Genomic DNA, 20180 nt, shown 5'->3' on the forward strand with positions numbered 1-20180 from the left:
TACCGGTTTTAGTTTGTTGTTTGTAAATAGTATTCGAGTTCATAGCGGCTGTCCAGGTAATTGCCCAGGGCATTCCATGAATCCACTTCTATGCGGATAGCGTCCCTTATGTTTTGCAAAAAACTTACATAGTCTATTGCGCCTTCTCGGTAAGCCGTTATCGAACCTTGTCTTTGCTCGCGTGCCAGCGGCAATGCCTGGTCACGATAGTAAATCCATGAGTTACGCCATTTCAGGTATTCTTCCCGCATGGATTGGTACTCGGCATTGAGTTGTAGCTGATTTTGCCTGAGATTTTCCGTGGCAATTTCGCGCTGGATTTTAGCCTCTTGCGTACGGCCCAGCTCGGGCCCAAAAAACAAGGGGATTTGTATGCCTATTTGGTAGGTGTAAAACCCGGTTTGCCCCCCAACTTCTTGCCAGCCATACTGTCCTTGTAACTTGGGCAAAAACTCCGATCTTCTTTCCTTTATTCGAGCATCGGCCACTTTTATTTGCTGTTGATACACATTAAGCAAAGGGTGAGTACTTAGGGAATCCAAGTCATAATTAAGGATCCCGGTCAATTGCTCACTGGGCACATCCGGTACTGTATAAAGGGTATCGCTGACCAGCCATAAGTTGAGCCGCTGCAAAGCGCCCAGGTAATCGCGATAGGCCTGTTCCTTTTGGATGCGCACTTCATTGGCCTGGTTTTTAGTGGCCAAATAGGCCAGTTTAGAAGTTTCTTCTACTTCCAACCTCACATCTGCCGCTCGTTCTATATCGGTAAAGAGCGAATCCAAACGGTTGTACACCTGGTAGGTGTTTTTAGCGGTGTAAACCTGGCCCCAGGCCAACTTCACTTCTCGTTTAAGCTCTGTTAATGACAGGTCGAGAGCGCTTTCGGCAAGGGCGACCCGTTCCTTTTGCAAGCGCAGTCGTGGAGCAATTCCAAAAACATCAATATTTTGTTGTTGAACCCCTATCCGCGTATAAACTCCATCAGTATTGCTGCTTGCTTCTTCCGCTCCCGTGAAAATTTGGGTGTTCCCAAAATCCCATGCGGTTTTCTTCAAGGCTTCCTCACTTTCTATTTGCAGCCTTTTGGCCTTCACTTGCGGGAAATACTCAACAGCCCGATTTTGGGCACCTTCAAGGGAAATGCTTTGCAAGGTATCCGGGTTTATTCCCTGTGCGTGTGCAGATTGGGAAAAGCCAAGAAAACTACCTAAACCAATGAGTAGAACGATGGTGTTCAGAGCTGTTTTATGCCCCTGGTTTCCGATTTTCTTTTCCCTGCGTTTCTCAACGAAGGTATAGAGTACAGGCAGTACAACCAGCGTAAGAAGTGTAGCCGACAGCATTCCACCAATTACTACGGTGGCCAAAGGCCGTTGCACTTCCGCTCCGGCAGATGCCGAGAAAGCCATAGGCAGGAAACCGAATATATCCGTGGTTGCAGTAAGCATGATGGGGCGAATCCTTTCTTTGGTACCGGTCAAAATTCGATCCTTTAAGCTGGTCACCCCTTCTTCTTTGAGGGAATTGAAGCGGTTGATCAGAACCAAACCATTCAATACAGCTACACCAAACAGCACGATAAATCCAACACCGGCTGAAATACTAAATGGCATATCTCTCATCCACAAGGCAAAAACGCCCCCTATGGCTGCCAGGGGAATGGCCATGTAGATCATAATGGATTGCGAAAATGACTTTAGTGCAAAATAGAGCAGCACGAAAATCAAAAAGAGTGCAATGGGCACTACAATAGTGAGCCGTTTTTTGGCACTCTGTAAATTCTCAAATTCGCCACCATACGTAATATAATAGCCAGATGGTAAATCCAATTGATCATCCAATTTAGCCTGTATGTCATTTACTACCGACTCCACATCCCTGCCTCGCACGTTTACACCTACGTAAGTCCTACGGTAGGTATTGTCGCGGCTAATCTGCATCGGGCCTGGTTGGTAACTTATGTCAGCTATTTCTTTGATGGGAATTTGTGTTCCGTTCTCAAGGTCGATATACAGGGTGCGCAGATCGTCTATACCTTGGCGGTGGGCCTCATCAAAACGGATGACCAGATCAAAGCGTTTTTCGCCTTCAAAAATCACCCCTGCCTTTCCACCTGCAAAAGCAGAACTGATGTAGGCGTTCACCTTTTCAATGTCCAACCCGTATTGTGCCATTTTCTTGCGGTTATAGCGCACGGTCATTTGAGGCAAACCCGAAGTTCGTTCGGCATTCACATCACCTGCACCCGGCACGGTCTCAATAATATCGGCCATTTCCTGAACTTTGGTAGCCAATACATCCAGGTCTTCACCATAGAGCTTGACAGCAATGTCTTCGCGCACTCCCTCCAAAAGTTCATTGAATCGAAGTTCCACAGGTTGTGTGAACACAAGGTTGACACCAGTCAACCGCTCTTCAAGCAGTTCCTTGATTTCGTCAATAAGCCCTTCCTTCGTTTCTGCCGTAGTCCACTTATCCCGGTCTTTTTCCAGAATGAGGTACATATCGGCAATATCCATTGGCATAGGGTCGGTAGGAATGTCGGCCACACCTATGCGAGCTGTTACGGTTTTGATTTCCGGGAAATTCTCCAGTAAGAGGTTTTCAATTTTATAGGATAATTCTGTAGATTCACTGAGCGAACTTCCTGGCCTTATCAATGCCTGCATGGCGATATCACCTTCATCCAGTTGGGGCACAAATTCTCCTCCCATTCGGGAAAAGGTATAGCCTGCTATGCCGAGCAGAACAACAGCAACGATAATTACCATTGTTTTAAACCGGAGTGCACTTTTGAGTAAGGGCAGATAGGCCCAATGAATGCCACCAATGACTTTATCACTGATTTTTTCCAGCCAGCGTTCAAATCGCCCAAACCAGTTCTTTCTGTTTTGGATGGGTTTCATGAAAAGGGCAGACATCATGGGAACGTAAGTGAGGCACAAGACTATAGCACCTATCATGGCAAATCCAAAGGTATAGGCCATGGGCTGGAACATTTTACCTTCCACACCTGTGAGGAAAAGAATAGGGGCAAATACAATCAGGATGATAATCTGTCCGAAAAAGGCTGAACCCATCATTGTGCTGCCGGACTCATAAGCTACCTCATCCATTACACTCTGGTTGAACTTGATTTTCCCTGACCGAATACGTTTCTGGATTTCGTAAACTGTTCCTTCAATGATAATCACTGCCCCATCAATGATAATCCCGAAGTCAATAGCGCCCAGGCTCATCAGGTTGGCCCAAACGTTAAACTGCTTCATCAAAATGAAGGCAAAGAGCAGAGAAAGCGGAATGGTAGTGGCCGTAATGAGACCCCCGCGCAAACTTCCCAGGAGGATTACCAAGGCGAAGATTACGATCAGTGCGCCTTCAATCAGGTTGTTCTTTACCGTATCAGTGGTTCTCCCTATAAGTGCGCTACGGTCGATAAAAGCATCAATCGTGAGCCCTTCGGGAAGCGATTTTTCTACTTCCTCCATGCGCTCTTTCACGTTTTGGATAACGGCATTAGGGTTGGATCCTCTCAGCATCATTATTATGCCTCCTACGGCTTCTTTACCATCACGGGTGAAAGCCCCGTAGCGCACCTGGTGGCCAAAATGAACTTTCTCGGCCACGTCATCAATGGTGATGGGAATACCATTTTCGTTTCGGATTACAATACTCCGTATGTCGTCCAGAGAGCGCACCAGTCCTTCCCCGCGAATGAAATTGGACATCCGGTTTTTTTCGATGTAAGCACCGCCAGTATTTACGTTATTTCGGGCAAGGGCACCGTAAACCTCTGAAATGCTCACATCCATGGCGTTGAGCTTTTCAGGATTAATAGCCACTTCGTATTGTTTGATGTAACCACCAAATGAGTTGACCTCCACCACACCATCAAGCAAGGTGAGTTGTCTTTTTACGATCCAATCCTGAATGGTTCGCAGTTCCATCGGGCTGTAGACTGTGTCATAACCCGGTTTCGGTTGGATGGTATATTCATAGATCTGGCCCAAGCCTGTAGAAATAGGGCCCATAGTTGGGTCGCCAAACTTTTCAGGGATGGTCTCCTGTAATTCATTCAGTTTTTCCTGTACCAATTGGCGGGGCAGGTAGGTGCCCATATCGTCTTCAAAAACGATGGTGACGACCGACAGGCCAAACCTTGAAACGGAACGGATTTCTTCCACTCCGGGAAGATTTCCCATGGCCAACTCCACAGGATAAGTGACAAACTGCTCGATATCTTCGGTAGCCAGGTTTTCTGATACGGTCATTACCTGTACTTGGTTGTTGGTGATATCCGGCACCGAACCGAGGTTAACCGTGGACATGGAGTAGATACCTACTCCTATGAGGGCCAGCGTGAGCAGGCCCACAATAAATTTATTCCTTATGGAAAAGGAAATGATTTTGTCTATCATAATGCTTTGATGTTATTTTAAATGGACAGTGAAGTAATGATGTATCCGTTCGATAGTGGCTAAGAGCAGGATTATACAAGCAATGGCAATTAAGAACCACTTTAGCACTTTTTGCCAGGTAACTTTCTCGCTGCCTTTTTTCTTTTTACTCAACTGCCCTTTTCTTGAATTAAAAATTCTTGCTACAGATAATGCCGTTTTCCGGCCTGATACAAAAAAGGCTTATGAAATCAGGATTATTGAAATAGCTGCTCTATCAGCTCCTCTGAGGAGATGAAAAGGCATAACTATCCTGAAATTGCCCGGGTTTAGGCCCTTGGAGGAATAAAAAGCTCGAAGAGGTCGAGGCTTTTGAAATTTTGATGATAAAAAGGGTAATGCGATGGATTGCCAAGTGGATTGGCTTCGCTCATTGCATTGGGGAAGATAACATGGATATGGCAACAATGGCAGGAGCATATTGGATTACATAAGTCATTGGAAGATGACCCGTTATCGTGCCCGGAATGGGAATCACTGCTCATCACAACCTGCTGATTTTCAGTAGAGGAATTATTGCTAAGATCATCCGCGCAGGTTATGAACGAAAGACCCAGAAAATAAACTGCCAATATGTAGCATAGCCATTTCACAGTCGGCAAAAATAAGGAAAGGTCTTGAGATTTCAAAAAGTAGCTGCTGGAGGCCCGAAGGTCTCAGAATGAGGTTTCTTCAACTTTTAGAGACGCTTTTATTTCTTCGCGAATATCCTTTCTCAAGTGATACCAAAATCCTTTCTTGACCGGGTTGCCTAAGGTGGCTAAGCGTTTGTGACAATAGGAAGCCTCTGTATCGGACAATTCCAACCTTCTTTCAATGAGGTATTCCCGGTATTTGTAAACGGCTGAGATCAACTTATGATCCTTGCTCTTGGCAAAGCTGATAAAGCTTTCAAAAATAAGGAGCCGCTCTAATTCTTCTGTTAACTCCATCAATTCTAAGCCTTCGGCTTCATGAGGGGCCTTTACTTTGCGGACTATCCCCTCTTCATCCTCTACTATAATTTCTTTGGAAGCAGCTGTGCCTTTCCGTTTTTTAACTCCTTCCAATGTCCATTCGCGGTCTACGTAGCTTAATCCATGTTCAAGCCATAAGCCATCTGATTTATTTCCTTATCATCCACCGCTTTTGCCACTCAGACAAGGCAGTCAGCATGAAGTATTCAATATAGTTCTCAGCAACTTTGTAGCAATCTCGTATCATTTTCAGTTTGTCCTTTCGTAAAGCTTTAAGCTGATAGGGTAAAAGCACTTTTTCTATTCTTGAATTGCGATCTTCTGGAAATTTTATCCCTAATCTTTGAGCTTCCCTTGAAATCTTTAAAAATAAGCCAATCTCATCGGCTCTACTATCCTTGTATAATGCACGATGAGTATTTAAATGACGTGCTTTGATCATATTTTCAAAAGAATCGTTATAGTTATCAAGTAGCCGAATTACAAAATTGTCGGTTTCCGGAAGATGCTTCTTTACATTCTTATAGCTGCAATTTTCAGGAGACAAATTAAGTTGATAAACGTGAGCTACCATCAATCTCATAACATCCAAAATGGAACTTAGCTTATGGTAAAGTACCTCCATATGATACTTAATGTAATCAATCTGGTCAACACCGTTCTTTAGTAAATACTTAGAATCCGGAAATCTTCTAATCATTACTTCCACCTTCTGTACATCACTAAGCAAGCCACTAAGGCGGCTCCAGTAATTTTGGGTTTCCAGTGTATAGCGATCAAGCATACTTAATAGATGATAGTTACTATCTGTCCTATCAAATTTGGGGTCTCTCTTTACCCTATCAACAGCAGCTTTACATTCATTAAGAAACTTTTCGGCCACCTCTGCCCAGATAGCTTCGTTATCAATTTGTCTCGTAGATCCTTTCATCCTGGGCGTTTCTTTATCAAACTTTTATGACACAATTAACCTGCCTCCACAATTTTCTTCTCCTCCTCTGTCAACCCAACCATAATGTCACCTCTTTCTATTATTCCTCCGTTGTGACAACTTCTTCCATACTGCTCTCAAATCATCTACCTCAGATTTTTTGAATCCGTGATGTTTGATCAAGAAAGCCTCATCCATTATATCCAGTGCCTCTTCAATTTTTCGCTGACGAATCAGAGAATCAACCTGATCAAAATCAATATCTAAATCAGCCAACACAGGGATTTGTATCTCTTCAATTTCTGTGGGCTCAAAGGTCATTACGCCACCTCCATAGCTTCTCCCTGTTATCTCTGAAAAGGCAAAGGAAAGGGAGTTCAAAAATGAAATGGCGGCCATACTTCTATTTACTCCTTCTTTAAACCTAACCCTGTGAATAGTATCTGTAGAAGAAGCACCTGTTTCATTCAAAATGAGTTTAGGGTAATCGCCTACTTGTCGCAACGCAAAAGCATCCGGTACCCATAATGATGGAGTGATGTACCACCTTCTTCTTATCCGGGTTTTGTAGCCAGTATGAAATCCTTGTTGCTCACCATACTCAATATAGTTTTGACAGACCTTCGGTAGCTTCTCAAAATCCTCATTGGGTGGAATGAACAAATGGATGGCATTTTGAGCTTTTGAGTTATTAGAAAAATCTGTTTCAGAAAATGTAATACCCTTCAATTGGTTGGATTTACTGGCTACGGGAATGGTGTATTTTTTCAATTTCCATGCTTTCACTTGTTCCTCGTTCATCATAAAGAACTCATTTCTACCAGTGACCAAACCAACGTCTACCTCCATGATGTCTCCACAGGTAGTAACTCGTTTATCTTTCCGCAATCCTCTTAAAAGATTGATTTCACCCTCATTGAGAAAGTACTTTGTCCATTTTTCAGTGGTATGATCTATAGGCTTGACATTGGAGCCGTTAATCGCCTTGAAATTGATTGACTTCAATTCGTCCAGGTTTTCACATTCGATTACTCTAACCCCTTTTCCATGATATACTTTCTTTTCGCAAAGTAGTAATACAACTTCTTGTTGAATACTGGCAAAGACCAATTTCTTGAAAGTGATAATTGTAATACGTTCAAAAAACTTAGAAAGAAAAACCCTTGTTTCCGCTGCATATTTCACCTGGAACAATTCGGCAGGAACTACCATAGCTATTCTGCCATCATCTTTCAGTAAGGAAGCGGAAACGACTAAAAAGGGAACCCAGATATTTGTGAGTTTATTGGGGCTCAATCCAAGATCCTGCATCATTCCAATAGCCAGTTTCCTGTGCTCTTCGGGAAAGCTTTGATAGCGGATGAAAGGAGGATTGCCGATAACCACATCATACTTTTCAACTACATTGCTGCTGATATAATGAAAAAAATCATGATTAACGATGGTATTGGAATTCAGACCCAAATTGGCAGCTCTGGCTTTGGCCTTTAGTGATTCTTCTTTCAGCAATTCTATCCCTTTGATTCGGCCTTTTAAGTCTTCTCCTTCAATCCCCAGTTCTTTGAATCGAAGTATGGCCGATTCAATAAAATTTCCATCACCACAACTCGGTTCTAAAATCCGCTCAGTTTTTTTGTCAATGCTCCATTGGCATAAAAAATCAGCAATAGCCTGAGGCGTATAGTAACCACCTCTTAATTTTTGAGCGCTTATGTTTTTTTTTATCTGTCCCATTATTCCTCTATGGCTAATTCTGTGGTGAACATATCATCGTACTTAACCAGACTAAATTCCTCCTCACTGATCTCATATAAAAGGTTGATGTTTCGAATTAATTGATCAAAGAGCGTGTCAGCTTTTCTTTGGAGTACCGTTCTTTTGGATCCGTAAGCCGCACTTTTTAATTGTGCCCTCGTTTTGATCAGGGATTTTACCAGTTTAATAATGGTGTTATATTTTTCTTTTTCGGAAGTATTGTTGAGATCAATCTGTCGAATAGGAATATTTTCAATAAACTGCTTGCCGTGAGAATAATAAGCACCTCTAAACTCACTTGCTCCTGCCTTTACCATATTTTCAAAAAGAGGATGTGATAAAATACCTAGGAAGTACAGTAGTGAATAGTCAGATCGGTTAGTTAATGCGTAGTACGGACCGTTACCTCCACCAGTGAATTGAAGATCATTATTGTCAAGAGCATAGGGAGGGCTGGTTGCTAAAACAGACCAAACAAGTTTTGGCGTGTTGTGAAATCTTGTCAGGCTTTGAGAACGTCCAAATTGATACCATTTGGGGTTGTTCCCTTGCAAGCTCCTTTTCTCCAATTGCGGCTTATGCTCCTGTAAATAAGACCAGGCAAGCGGAAAGTTGCTTTCAAAATACTTTTCACTGAATAAATGGGCTCCATCATTTTCAACTGAATAAGGAAATATAATCCGGGCATTGGCTGCTATGGTATCGAATAAGCCAAATGACAAGTCGTAAATAGCCGGGAGGCAGATGTTTTTTTCAACTTCCCATTGTCTCCCACTCTTGGTAAAGCTATATGTATTTGATGTTTCGCTTTCCGGCTCAAAAATGTAAATCTTATCAGCACTGGTTTGTAAACCCACACATATTTCTGCCAACTCTTTTAACGGAACGGACTGCTCAGAACGAAGTTTGTTAAAGACTTTTTCCGTGTCCGGTGAAAGAAATATCCATGGATCAGTATTGAAAGCATCTGTTCGGTACGAAACAAAGGCATCTTGTTTCTCGAGCAATTCAGGTGTGATTTTTCTAACTCGCTTAAATTGGAAGTCTGTCTTTTTAGCTTTTTGAAGGATTAAGATAGCCGTGTATGTCGAACGATCCGGAAATACCTGTGCAACTCCAAAGTGCGTGATTTTTGAAATTTGACTGTTCGTTGTTATAAACTCCCGTAATCCTTTGCCACCTTTGATAAGAAAAAATTTATGCGGCACAATGTAGCCAAGCAACCCATTTGTATTTAACAGAGCAATGGCTCGCTGAATAAAGACATAATATTTATCTATAGTCTCCTTCTTGGCAACACTGTATCCAGAGGTACTTGATTGGTAGAACTTTATTTCCTCAGGAGCATATTTTACGAGATTTTGTATGCGTACATAAGGAGGGTTACCAATAATTGCATCAAAACCCTTTGTTTCCTTCAAAAAAGGAAATTCTATTTCCCAATCAAATGGTTTGACATTATGCAGCAGTTGGTTGTTTTCCAGCGCATCTGGCATAAACTCAAAGAACTTGGAATCAACCAGTGAATTCCCACATTTAATATTTCCTTTGAGATTTGGCAGGACTTTTTCTGTATGTTGATTAATGAAGTTGTCAACCGAAGCTTTATCTTCTCCCTCCAGAAGCTTCAGAAGCAAACTGAATTCAGATACTTCAGTGGCATAAGGATTTATATCAACACCATAAATATTCTGCTCAAGAATATTTCGCTTAGCTTTAAGAGTAAGTGCAGATGTGGTTTCATCCAGTTGGTAAACCAACTCATTACTACTCGCATTTTCTTCAATCAGTTTTTCCAGAACCTTTTGCTGCATGAAGTCATAAGCAGAAATAAGAAAGGTTCCTGAACCACAGCATATATCTGCAATTTTAATTGTGCTAATCTCATCAAAGGTTTTCCCAGTCATCAATGGGGACAAGGCGTCTTTTATGATTTGCTCTACAATGAGTTTAGGGGTCGGAACAACACCATTAGATGCAGAAACTTCCGGTTCTTCCAGAATAGAAAGTTGTCTTCCATCTTCGAGAACAATACGGCTTCCCAAAAACCTTTCGTAGATCTGGCTTAATATTGTCGGGTCAACAACTGAAAAGTCGTACGGGCTTAATGGGTAATAGAGTTCATTAAAAATTTCGATTAGTACTTCAGAGTCAATGTCAATTTTAAGCGAAAGAGTATCTTCAATAAAATCGAACAGGCCAGAATTGAATTTTTTGTCCGACTGTTTAAAAAGATTCTTTAGTTCATCATAGCTTTTGATATTTTTCAGCGTTTCAAACTTTTCAATCGTTCGGTCTTCACAAATTCTTAGAAAGATAATACGGTTAAGCAGCCGTTGAATCAAGAAGTTAATGTCTTCATCATCCAGGCTCTCATTTTTCTCTATAGCAGTAATGGCCAATTTTTGCCGCCAATCTTCTATTTGTTTTAAGAAATAGTCATCAAAAGTTTGTCCTTTTCGCTCATAAATGGAAAACAGGTCGTCTAATTGACCAGAATTTGCTGAATTAAACGAAACCAGCTTCTGAATTTCGTCAAAGGCTTCAACGTATTCTTCAAAATTGAAAATTCTAACTCGGGCTACCTGTTCATTTTCCGAAACATCTGGTTTGAACCTACAATCATAGGTAATGAGGTGTTCAAAATTGGTTAGAATCGAAATACCAAGATTCGCGTTCCAGCCATATCTTCTCGTTTGAAAAGCAGCTTTGGCAGATTTTAAAATGTTAATCGAAGGCTTTTTGACTTCTACAAATAGTTTTCTGGTACCGTTGATGCGTAGCGTATAATCAGGATTCTTTTTGGTTGTTTCGTCTTCTACCTCAATATATTCTTCCTGAATAACATCCCGTAAGAATTGCGTTTTTCCTTTATAATTGTCCACATCCCATCCAAGACACTTCAAAAGCGGATCAATAAAGTCATTACGTACTTGCGTTTCATTGTAAGCTGTTTTAAGGCAACTCACTCTGTCTGATCGATATTTTTCTACCAGTTCTTGAATGGTCATTGCTTGTCAAAATCTAATTTACCTTGCTGATGGTTTTTGGTTTTTAAATACTTGATTTTCTCCTCCGCCACTTTAAGGATTTCATGAGAGTTTTCCTCCTGCATTAAATCGTAAGCCACTTTATCACTCAGCAAAATCAAACCAAGTGTTTCTGTATCTTCTTTGAATAACTCTGCCAGAACAGGGATCATTTCTTTGTTAGCAGATCGTTCACCTCTTTCAATCTTGCTAAGTGTGGACGGGTCAATATCCAGTATCGCAGCTACCTTTCGGAGAGGGAGTTTCTGATTCTCCCTTAAGGATCTTATATGTTCTCCGAATGATGCTTTAGGTGTCATCTGACATTGAAGTTCTAGAAAAATGTGTCAGGACATTAATTGTCCAAAAGTACGCGTTTGATATTATAGTCTCAAGGAATAGTTCAACAAATTCAGTAAAACTGCCTTACCAATACGAAAACCAGGTAGGTAGAGTCTCGTATCTGCTCGGTTTCATTTTAAGTAAATGGGAAAAGCGAAGAAAAATATATCAACTGGACTCAGTTCTTCCCAATCCCAACAAAAAATCCTCCCAGAGGGAGGACTTTCGTACTACAGACGTCTCAGTCTGTTCCAAATTCAGGCCGAATTAAGGGTGAAATGGAGGGCCGTTAAAGCGCAATGCAGCCTGAATCATGTCTTATTGGTTATCTACCAGCGTATAAAATCCGGGGAATTGAGTGGATTTCTCCAGGATTCCATGCTCTTTCATGTAGTTGATGTAGTTTCTTGCCATCCGTTCCTTGATTTCGAGGTGCTGTGAGATCAGTTTTCCGAGATCCTTAGATGACATGGATCGTTTTTCACCGTACAGTTCCTTGGCCAAGGCTTTTAAGTCAACTGAATTTCGCTTCACGGTTTCTTTTGGGCTCTTTTCACCAAAGAATTCATGGCGACCTTTCTCTTTGTTCCATCCAAACTCCATAATTGGTACATCCAGCGGACTGCCATCGCGCACTTTTAAGGCTTTGATCAGGGAAGAGTCGGTGTTTTCATCCTTTTCAATCAAAAGAATACCTGCTGCCTTACGCTGCACTTCACTTCCCAGGTGTCCACGAAGCTTCATTCCGGAGGGAGCCATGTGGAGAACACAGACCACCACCGTATTGTAAATGGCAGCAATGCGAATCAGCTCTTCAATCAAGGCTACTGAGCCTTCTTCCTCATTTACTCCAGGTAACAAATCCCCAATTCCGTCAATCACCACCATGTGGATTCCACCGAATTGATAGAAATACTTATCCATGGATTCCATGATGAGTTTCATCCGCTCTGCCCGAGAAATACCCACCAAACAAAAGGCTTTAAACCAGGAAGGAGGTCGCTTCAAAGTGGAGCGATTTACGATGTAGGTTAGGTTTTTATAGAGCTGATATTCGCTCTGCTCTGTATCATAGAGCAATACCCCTTGACCATTGTTGTTCTCCCGCACCATGGTTCCCAGGGTGTCTATATCTAAACCTTCTGGCTTAATACTCCCTGAAAGAATACCACCTAAGAAATTGGTTTTACCACTTCCTTCGGATCCAGCCACACACATAATGTTTCCCGGCGCTCCAACGGTTACGTCATTGATCTTGATCAGTGGCTCTGGCTCTACCGGTGGTCGACTAAAGTCAATCTCACAGGTGCGCATGATGGCCATAGAATCTTCATAAGCGAAGTCTAGCATTTCACGGAAAAGCATTCTAAGGTCATCCCCTGTGTGTCCCAGTGCAAAGAAGTCTGAAACATCCTTTTGGTCTTTTTCTCCTGATAGTGGCAGTCGAAGCGATTTCAGATTGAAAGCCTTGTACTGATGCTTCAGAGATTCCATTGACTTAAGTCCAGTTTCATCAACATCATAGAGCAAAACCAGATGCTTGAATCGGAAGCTGAAAGCGCGAAGTAGATTCTTTGGTATATGTGCGGTTTCACTGTTCATGGAAACGGCATTAAAGCCATGAGCAGACAGGGTGATGACGTCTTTCTCACCACCGGTAAAAAACAGAATGTCCCCACGGATCGGCAGCTGCTCTTTTCCAAAAACATACTGCTCTGTTTTCTCACCGGTAAATAGAAAGCGTGGCTTAGAGAAAGGTCGATACAGCTTGGTAAAGCGAATGCTCTGGTAGCCAAATATGGGTTCAGTATCGGTGGAAACAAATTCGTAACGATTGCCCGTTTTGCCAATGCCTTGATAGGAAGCTACGGATACCACACTGAACCGATCGAGATCTTCTTTAGTTACGCCGTATTGTTTCCAAAAGGCCAATTCAACCGGAGTGAAAGCTTTCACTTTGAGAGGAAGCTCGTTCTGAGCTGTTTCAAATCCTTCATGGATGCTGGGTAACTCACTGGCTCGGCTCAACATCCCAGTGGACTCATCTACCAACTGATCAATTTTTTGAGAGGTGGTTTCCAATGCCAAAGAAAGCTCCTGATTGATGATCCGAAGGATTTTCACAAACTCGTCTTTGTGCTCACAGGCCAAGCCAAAGATTTTACCCACAAAGAAGAAACAATCACCACTGTACTCGGCATCGCCAAAGTCCTTGAACTTGTACATTCTGGATCGCTTATCGAAGAACACATAGCACGAAGCTTTGGTGTCTTCATAAAACGGACTCTTGAATGCTTTGCCGGTTCCTTGCATTCGGCTCCCCAGGAAATGCTTGAAGACGTCATACCCATTGTTGGTAGCGTCCAATATGTTCTGCTTATCTAATCCCATAGCTACCATCTTTAAAGAATTGATGGCATTGCGCCATTGTGATTGCGATTGATAAACTCTTCCAGGTCGTTCAAGGCCAATTTCCTTTTTCCGCCAATGTGATGATAGGCAACCTGGCCTTCCCGCATGTACCGATACAAGGTGTTGCGGGAAACCTCCAGGTAATCGGCTGCCTCATCTGTGGTTAAAAATTTTTGCTTCGGCTTGGGTGCCAAAAGCTTTGCCTGGAGCTCCTTGAAATTGCGCTCCATATTATCCAGACGCTGCTTTATGCGATCCAGATCCTCTTTGGTTTTCTTATCTGTGTTCCACATAGTTCTCGTTTTGATGCCTGCAAGACTAAGGGGAGGTGAGAAGAAAAATGTTAGACTCTAATAGAGGTCTAATACTTTTTTCGGTCTATTCATCTTCACAATACAGTTTGAAAACCTCCATCAATTCTCGGGTGTAGGAGCTTTCCGGTTTCTTTCTACGCTTCAGTGCTCCGATGGCCTGTCGAGCGCTGCTCAAGTCTAAATTGAAAAGCCAACCAAAGAGCTCTATCAAGTCCTTTTGGTGAATAACCCCAGCCAGGCTTCCGATGGAGTTGCTCTTGGTGAGGGCGACAATGAGTTCAAGAAGATCTGCTTTGCTTCTGTTCCAGGTGAGTTTGCTTTTTCCCATGCCATTGGCAAAGAGCGAGAGCTGGCCTTTTAGTATTGGGTTGTAGCCGTTGAAGGGTGCGTGTCCTGGTAATTGAGCATGGAGGTCGCGGATAGGGAAGAAAGTGTCAATATGCCTGATCCTGTGATTGATAAGCTTAATACAGCGAGAGATCAATCGCTTTTGAACCTCTAGAAATCGGAGCACAGTATCTCGCACCAATTCATCGTTCGTATACTCGACTTGGTATTTGATTTTGAAGGTGACTTTTACCAGCCAATCATCCTTCTTTTTCTTGGGGAAGTAGCGTTTCTCCTGAGATTTCGCATCGAATAAGAGCAGGTTCAAAGCGCGTACCGCCCCAACAGCATTTTCACTGTCACTGGTTACAGTGTCTATCTGATCCTGGAGGCATCTTAAAAGTCCTTCACAGTAATGATCGTAGTCCTTGAGAGTCGCGTATCCATTAAAATTCAGGTCAATTATTTCGGTTGTTTCAAATAGGTTTACTGGTATTTGCCCGGTTCTTTTCCCGAGCTTAATCTCGGCCTTGGATATTTCAGCCAATATGGTTTCAAGAGAGTTTAACATGTTGGTTGATTAATTATTCAGGTTGTGCTAAACTCCAATTGGAACCCTGTCAGCCAAGAGAGGTAATCTCTAGCAAATCCATCCTTGGCAATGCGGCAATGGTATATATATACCTATTGCCGCATTGCCATACCGGATATGGGTTTGGAAATTTCCGATGCAAATAGTTGTTTATCAATTCATTGCAAAATCGTTTTAGTCCATATTAAGCATTGCCAAAAGCACCTGTTTTGGCAATCGGTGGTTCTCTTTCAGCTACAGTCTCCAATCGGAGGGTGTGATTGCCTTGAGCCTGTGACTGTTAGAGTCCAATTCCTATGTCATTTGATTTCCGAAGCAATGACGATTCTCAGCTATGAAGCGGTTACTCTTCACACCAGGTCAAAGGGGTGCGCAATTAAAGCGCATTTGATGGAATAATTTTCAGTTACTTCCAAGGAGATATTAAGAATTTAAAGTTGATTAATTCGCACAAAATGATAAGCCCATCCAGGCCAAATGAAATCATTTGCATGACTCTGATTTACCTGCCAACCCAGGCAGGAGCTGTACCTACTTTTATAGCCTTTGACCAGTATTCAAGGCGTCTGCCGCCTTCATTCTTCAGGCTTTTGCAGTCACCACCCTTGCTCCGCCCGCATGAATGGCTGCGCCTAAGTTTACCTGTGTTCACTCACGAAAACCACTTTCTAGATCATTCAGTAATGATCATTAAGTATTTGCTTAAATAAGAAAACTATTTGTAACTTTGTTGCGTCACTAAACCCAATAGGGAGATATTATGGAAAACAATCAATCGTGTATCAGAGTGTTTGCCGACAAGGTTCAAATCGACAATTGCAAAGAAATACTTCAAACAAACGAAAAGGCATTCACACAACTGAGTGGACTTTTAGCATTAGCAGGAAACGAAGTAAGGTTGAAAATCTTATTTCTATTAGAAGAAGAAAACGAACTCTGCCCTTGTGACCTTTCAGACATTTTAGGAATGAGCATTCCAGCTGTTTCACAACACCTAAGAAAACTAAAAGACGGAAACGTCATTCAAGGAAGAAGAGAAGGACAAACCATTTTCTACTCTTTGAAACAAGAGCAACTGACTATACTTAGACCATTCTTTAAACACATCATGAACAACTCAGAAAAGGAAACGGTATGAACAAAAAATCGAACAAACTTGTCGGAGCGGGAGTGCTTTCGGCAGTTGCAGCTTCACTTTGCTGCATTACCCCAGTGTTAGCACTTATTTCAGGAGCAACAGGAGTGGCATCTACATTTTCATGGATGGAACCAGCAAGACCTTTTCTCATCGGAATTACTGTTTTAGTATTGGGTTTTGCCTGGTATCAGAAACTCAAACCAAGAACAGCCGAAGAAATTGAATGTGCTTGTGAAGAAGACGAAAAGCCTTCATTCTGGCAATCGAAAGGATTTTTAGGTATTGTAACTGTGTTTGCAACCTTGATGCTTGCTTTTCCAAACTATGCACACATCTTTTATCCTTCAAATGACAACAAAGAAGTTATGATCGTCAATGCTTCGGACATACAAACGGTAACTTTTGAGGTAAAAGGTATGACTTGCAATGGCTGTGCTTCACATGTAGAAAATGACGTGAACAAATTACCTGGCATTGTTAAAGTGGATGCGAGCTACGAAGAAGCGATTGCAAAAGTAGAGTTTGATCAATCCAAAGTGAGCCTTGCTCAAATTGAGGAAGCCGTCAACGGCACAGGTTACAAAGTGGTTGGCAAGAAATAGTATTTTTTTGCCTTCCGTATTTAAGAACTTAATTAAATATTTATACAAAAAAAGAGAATTTGATTCTATTGAGTGCTATATTCCTGATTGGAATTACTCAGGTTAATGCTCAATGTTGCAAGCCAACTGACCATAAAGCACAAACAACAAATAAAACCCAAGAAGCTGGCAAAGTCCTAGAACTGAAAATCACGGGAATGACTTGTGACGGTTGTTCCAACCATATTTCCAATGCGCTAAAAGAAGTGGACGGAATTATTGAACAAATGATGGAATACCCAGGGGATTTGGCAACTATCATCTACAACCCTGAAAAGACAACCCGGGATGTAATCATTAAAGTGATTGAAAAGATAGGTTATAAAGCTGAGATTCTGAAAGAAGCTCCAAAAAAGAAATCCTAATGATGCAAGAAACAATAAAACTCGACATCACAGGCATGACCTGCGACCACTGTGCCACAGGTATTGAAAAACTTCTTTCGAAAAACGAGGGAGTAAAAAAAACCAATGTAAGCTATCCTAAGGCCACTTGTGAATGTTCTTTTGACCCTGCTAAGACAAGCAAGGAAGAAATCATCAACACCATCAACAGCACAAAAAATTATCGGGTAAAAATTGAACTCCCTGAAAATGGGAATAGTGCAAATAATCAATTTGATTTAATCATTATCGGTGGTGGCTCGGCTGCATTCTCGGCAGCCATAAAAGCAGAGAGTTTGGGTTTAACTACCCTTATGGTAAATGGTGGATTGGACTTTGGTGGTACTTGCGTGAACGTAGGTTGTGTGCCTTCTAAAAATCTTATCCGTGCAGGAGAAACGGCCTATCACGCTACGCATTCCAACTTTGCAAGCATTAAACCCAAAGGCGTGGACATTAATTTTGGCCAAGTCATCAAAGACAAGAATAAGTTAGTCGCCACGCTTCAAGAGAAAAAGTATATGGATGTAGTGAGCGACTTTCAGCATCTAACCATGTTAAAAGGTTGGGCGAAATTCAAAGACAATAAAACAATTGAAGTAGATGGAAAGGACTACAAAGCTCTCAAATTTTTGATTGCCACAGGAGCTACTACTAACATCCCCAAAATTGAAGGGTTAGACAAAATTGACTACCTGACCAATGTTTCGCTTTTCGACCTGGAAGAAAAGCCAGAAAGCCTTACCATTATGGGAGCAGGTTATATAGGTTTGGAAATCGCCATGGCTTACAACCGCTTGGGTGTGAAAGTCCGCATCATTGAATTTACGGACAGAGTATTAAGAACACAAACACCCGACATCAGTGAAGCATTGGAACACCAAATGCGAGAAGAAGGCATTGAAATTTTACCTAATTTTAGAGCTGTAAAATTCGAGGAAAACGGAAGCGAAACCATCATTCATTGCAAATGTCCTGATGGCTCATTTACCAAAATCATAGAAAAAGGAAAAGTAGTCATTGCCACAGGAACGAAAGCCAATACAAGCCAATTGGGATTAGAAAACATTGGATTGAAACTCACTCAAAGTGGTCACATTGCGGTGAATGAAAAAATGGAAACCAATCTATCCAACATTTACGCAGCAGGTGACGTAACCAACACCCCTGCCTTTGTCTACACAGCTGCATTTGAAGGTAAAATTGCTGTTGAAAATGCTTTCTCAGGAACGGACAACAAGGCAGATTATTCTTCATTACCTTGGGTGGTATTTACTGACCCTCAAATTGCAGGTGCAGGCGTAGATGAAGTACAGGCAGAAGCCAAAGGTATTCCGTTTGAAGTTTCAAAATTAGAGCTTAAAGACGTGCCGAGAGCCATTGCAGCAAACGACACCAGGGGATTTATTAAACTGATTCGCAATACCGAAACCGATAAACTGATCGGTGCAAGGGTAGTCGCACCCGAAGGTGGGGAACTTATCCAACAATTAAGTATGGCCATCAAATACGGGATAACAGTGCAAGACCTGGCAGATAGCTTCTATCCGTATTTGACTTTGGGAGAAGGCATCAAATTAGCAGCTATCACTTTCGGAAAAGACGTGTCGAAATTGAGCTGCTGTGCGAGCTAATCACTTTTTAATTGCATGTCCAGTCAAAGAAAAAGTGAAGTTGATTGATTTAAATTTGGATAATATTTATTTGGTGAGAGAAATGAACCTTTAAAGTCAAATAGTATATTTGGACTAGTTAAGTCGAGGATTTGGGTGTAAAACCCTCCTGCACACGAATAGCTTGCTTAGCGGCTTGACTTTGACATAATGGCCTCGGTAAATATTTGAAATTGAGCATATTGGAGAGCTAGGTTCAAAACCCTCTCTCTCCGCAAGAATCCCGCACAGCGCAAGCTGCTGCGGGATTTTTTTATACGCCACGACTCTGAGCGCAGCTCAAGGGAAGGGCGTATAAAAAAATACCTAGGCTTCGAGCGTGGCGAGAAGTCGGGATTCTTGGTTAAGGTATCCTGCTTGGGATCAGCAAGCGCAGCGCAGCTAATCCGTTCTAAGAGTTAAGTTGTAGATCTAATTGCAAATTAGATCTAGAGAGGCGTATAAAAAAATACCTAGGCTTCGAGCGTGGCGAGAAGCGGGGATTCTTGGTGTAAGTATCCTGCTTGGGATCAGCAAGCGCAGCGCAGCTAATCCGTTTTTGGATTGAATTGCAAATTCAATCCAGACATAGAAAAATGAATTTCAGCATTCGCAGCGCGGCTAATCTGTTTTAAGAGATCGATCTAGTAGTAAATTAGATCGAGAGATGTGGCAGAAGTAAAAACAACAAAAGTGCATCTAGCTTTTAAGTCAAGTAGTTGTGCGGAATATTGCTGACTTGAGTTCGTGAATAAAGTCCCTATTAAATCGCTGAAACGTTTTTTATCATACGTTTCATTAGTTGATTAAGCGTTTGTTTTTCCTTTTCAGAAAAGCCATTTTGAAGTATATGGGACCAATCTGAAAGAACCTTTTCAATCTCCGGAATTACTTCTTCTGCTTTGGTGCTGATTTTAAGGTAAAAACAACGGTTGTCTGTTGGGTGTGTCTCGCGGATTAAAAAACCGTTTTTTTCTAATCCTTTAATAAGGCTAGTTACACTTCCTTTATCTAATTGAAAGTACTCCGCTATTTGTTTGGGGAGTACTTTTTTCTTCAAGTAAATGTAATAGAGGGTTTTGGCTTGGCTATGACCGAGTTCAAGAGTTCTAAATTGGCTTTGAAAGTGAATGTTTGATACTCTATTGAGTAAGCCTATAATTCTTTCCAGATGCTCGTCATATTCCATGTGAGAAATGCTATGTTGGTTTCAAAGGTAATTGAGTTGGTCTAATATCGCTCTGAGAC

Annotated in this window: 15 protein-coding genes; 4 read left to right on the forward strand and 11 right to left on the reverse strand. The window is 41.8% G+C overall.

All coding sequences use genetic code 11. The annotated features are described in order from the left end of the window. Nucleotides 1-8: 8 nt before the first annotated feature. From ACO05P_RS16380 to ACO05P_RS16425, 10 genes are all read right to left on the reverse strand, one after another. Nucleotides 9-4421: a CusA/CzcA family heavy metal efflux RND transporter gene (locus ACO05P_RS16380; RefSeq protein ID WP_151693692.1), complete on the reverse strand. Its 4413-nt coding sequence runs from the start codon at nt 4419-4421 to the stop codon at nt 9-11. Nucleotides 4422-4729: 308 nt separating this feature from the next. After that, nucleotides 4730-5053, reverse strand: coding sequence for a DUF6660 family protein (locus ACO05P_RS16385; protein WP_394349547.1), 324 nt, complete (start codon nt 5051-5053; stop codon nt 4730-4732). A 63-nt stretch (nt 5054-5116) separates the two neighbouring features. Next, nucleotides 5117-5509 carry a hypothetical protein gene (locus ACO05P_RS16390; protein ID WP_210757727.1) on the reverse strand — a complete coding sequence of 131 codons (393 nt, stop codon included), beginning with the start codon at nt 5507-5509 and terminating at the stop codon, nt 5117-5119. A 55-nt stretch (nt 5510-5564) separates the two neighbouring features. Further along, nucleotides 5565-6347: a Cthe_2314 family HEPN domain-containing protein gene (locus ACO05P_RS16395; RefSeq protein ID WP_421752527.1), complete on the reverse strand. Its 783-nt coding sequence runs from the start codon at nt 6345-6347 to the stop codon at nt 5565-5567. Nucleotides 6348-6434: 87 nt separating this feature from the next. Next, the gene (locus tag ACO05P_RS16400) at nt 6435-8081 is read right to left on the reverse strand and encodes an N-6 DNA methylase (protein WP_210757730.1); all 1647 of its coding nucleotides are present in this window, start codon (nt 8079-8081) and stop codon (nt 6435-6437) included. Then, nucleotides 8081-11113 carry an Eco57I restriction-modification methylase domain-containing protein gene (locus ACO05P_RS16405; RefSeq protein ID WP_210757731.1) on the reverse strand — a complete coding sequence of 1011 codons (3033 nt, stop codon included), beginning with the start codon at nt 11111-11113 and terminating at the stop codon, nt 8081-8083. Before ACO05P_RS16405 ends, ACO05P_RS16400 begins: the two co-directional genes overlap by 1 nt. Beyond that, on the reverse strand, nt 11110-11451 hold the full coding sequence (locus ACO05P_RS16410; protein WP_210757732.1) for a helix-turn-helix domain-containing protein: 342 nt from the start codon (nt 11449-11451) through the stop codon (nt 11110-11112). Before ACO05P_RS16410 ends, ACO05P_RS16405 begins: the two co-directional genes overlap by 4 nt. A gap of 340 nt (nt 11452-11791) precedes the next feature. Beyond that, nucleotides 11792-13864, reverse strand: a complete 2073-nt coding sequence (locus ACO05P_RS16415; RefSeq protein ID WP_421752530.1) for a toprim domain-containing protein — start codon at nt 13862-13864, stop codon at nt 11792-11794. Between the two features lie 11 nt (nt 13865-13875). Further along, on the reverse strand, nt 13876-14178 hold the full coding sequence (locus tag ACO05P_RS16420) for a helix-turn-helix domain-containing protein (protein WP_421752531.1): 303 nt from the start codon (nt 14176-14178) through the stop codon (nt 13876-13878). Between the two features lie 85 nt (nt 14179-14263). Then, nucleotides 14264-15097 (reverse strand): RteC domain-containing protein, encoded by an 834-nt coding sequence (locus ACO05P_RS16425; RefSeq protein WP_421752533.1) that lies wholly within the window; start codon nt 15095-15097, stop codon nt 14264-14266. A 781-nt stretch (nt 15098-15878) separates the two neighbouring features. On the opposite strand from ACO05P_RS16425, the gene ACO05P_RS16430 reads away from it, so the two are divergent. From ACO05P_RS16430 to merA, 4 genes are all read left to right on the forward strand, one after another. After that, a complete protein-coding gene (locus tag ACO05P_RS16430) occupies nt 15879-16256 on the forward strand; it encodes an ArsR/SmtB family transcription factor (RefSeq protein WP_421752535.1) in 378 nt (125 codons plus the stop codon). Continuing rightward, nucleotides 16253-16858: a mercuric transport protein MerTP gene (merTP, locus tag ACO05P_RS16435; protein ID WP_421752537.1), complete on the forward strand. Its 606-nt coding sequence runs from the start codon at nt 16253-16255 to the stop codon at nt 16856-16858. Before ACO05P_RS16430 ends, merTP begins: the two co-directional genes overlap by 4 nt. Nucleotides 16859-16926: 68 nt before the next feature. After that, nucleotides 16927-17262 carry a heavy-metal-associated domain-containing protein gene (locus tag ACO05P_RS16440; RefSeq protein ID WP_421752539.1) on the forward strand — a complete coding sequence of 112 codons (336 nt, stop codon included), beginning with the start codon at nt 16927-16929 and terminating at the stop codon, nt 17260-17262. Beyond that, nucleotides 17262-18914 (forward strand): mercury(II) reductase, encoded by a 1653-nt coding sequence (merA, locus tag ACO05P_RS16445; RefSeq protein WP_421752541.1) that lies wholly within the window; start codon nt 17262-17264, stop codon nt 18912-18914. The genes ACO05P_RS16440 and merA overlap by 1 nt, the downstream gene beginning before the upstream one ends. Before the next feature lie 781 nt (nt 18915-19695). Here the strand turns inward: merA and ACO05P_RS16450 are convergent. Next, entirely contained in the window at nt 19696-20121 is a 426-nt protein-coding gene (locus ACO05P_RS16450; protein ID WP_421752543.1) for a MarR family winged helix-turn-helix transcriptional regulator, read from the reverse strand. Nucleotides 20122-20180 lie beyond the last annotated feature (59 nt).

The sequence above is a fragment of the Croceimicrobium sp. genome (assembly GCF_965228705.1).
In the GTDB taxonomy this organism is placed as follows: domain Bacteria; phylum Bacteroidota; class Bacteroidia; order Flavobacteriales; family Schleiferiaceae; genus Croceimicrobium.

Bases quoted from the DNA above. Each gene is read 5' to 3' on its own strand.
- ACO05P_RS16395 (WP_421752527.1), bottom strand. From the start codon at position 6,347: ATGAAAGGATCTACGAGACAAATTGATAACGAAGCTATCTGGGCAGAG.
- ACO05P_RS16380 (WP_151693692.1), bottom strand. From the start codon at position 4,421: ATGATAGACAAAATCATTTCCTTTTCCATAAGGAATAAATTTATTGTG.
- ACO05P_RS16415 (WP_421752530.1), bottom strand. From the start codon at position 13,864: ATGGGATTAGATAAGCAGAACATATTGGACGCTACCAACAATGGGTAT.
- ACO05P_RS16400 (WP_210757730.1), bottom strand. From the start codon at position 8,081: ATGGGACAGATAAAAAAAAACATAAGCGCTCAAAAATTAAGAGGTGGT.
- ACO05P_RS16450 (WP_421752543.1), bottom strand. From the start codon at position 20,121: ATGGAATATGACGAGCATCTGGAAAGAATTATAGGCTTACTCAATAGA.
- ACO05P_RS16405 (WP_210757731.1), bottom strand. From the start codon at position 11,113: ATGACCATTCAAGAACTGGTAGAAAAATATCGATCAGACAGAGTGAGT.
- ACO05P_RS16410 (WP_210757732.1), bottom strand. From the start codon at position 11,451: ATGACACCTAAAGCATCATTCGGAGAACATATAAGATCCTTAAGGGAG.
- ACO05P_RS16430 (WP_421752535.1), top strand. From the start codon at position 15,879: ATGGAAAACAATCAATCGTGTATCAGAGTGTTTGCCGACAAGGTTCAA.
- merTP (WP_421752537.1), top strand. From the start codon at position 16,253: ATGAACAAAAAATCGAACAAACTTGTCGGAGCGGGAGTGCTTTCGGCA.
- merA (WP_421752541.1), top strand. From the start codon at position 17,262: ATGATGCAAGAAACAATAAAACTCGACATCACAGGCATGACCTGCGAC.
- ACO05P_RS16425 (WP_421752533.1), bottom strand. From the start codon at position 15,097: ATGTTAAACTCTCTTGAAACCATATTGGCTGAAATATCCAAGGCCGAG.
- ACO05P_RS16420 (WP_421752531.1), bottom strand. From the start codon at position 14,178: ATGTGGAACACAGATAAGAAAACCAAAGAGGATCTGGATCGCATAAAG.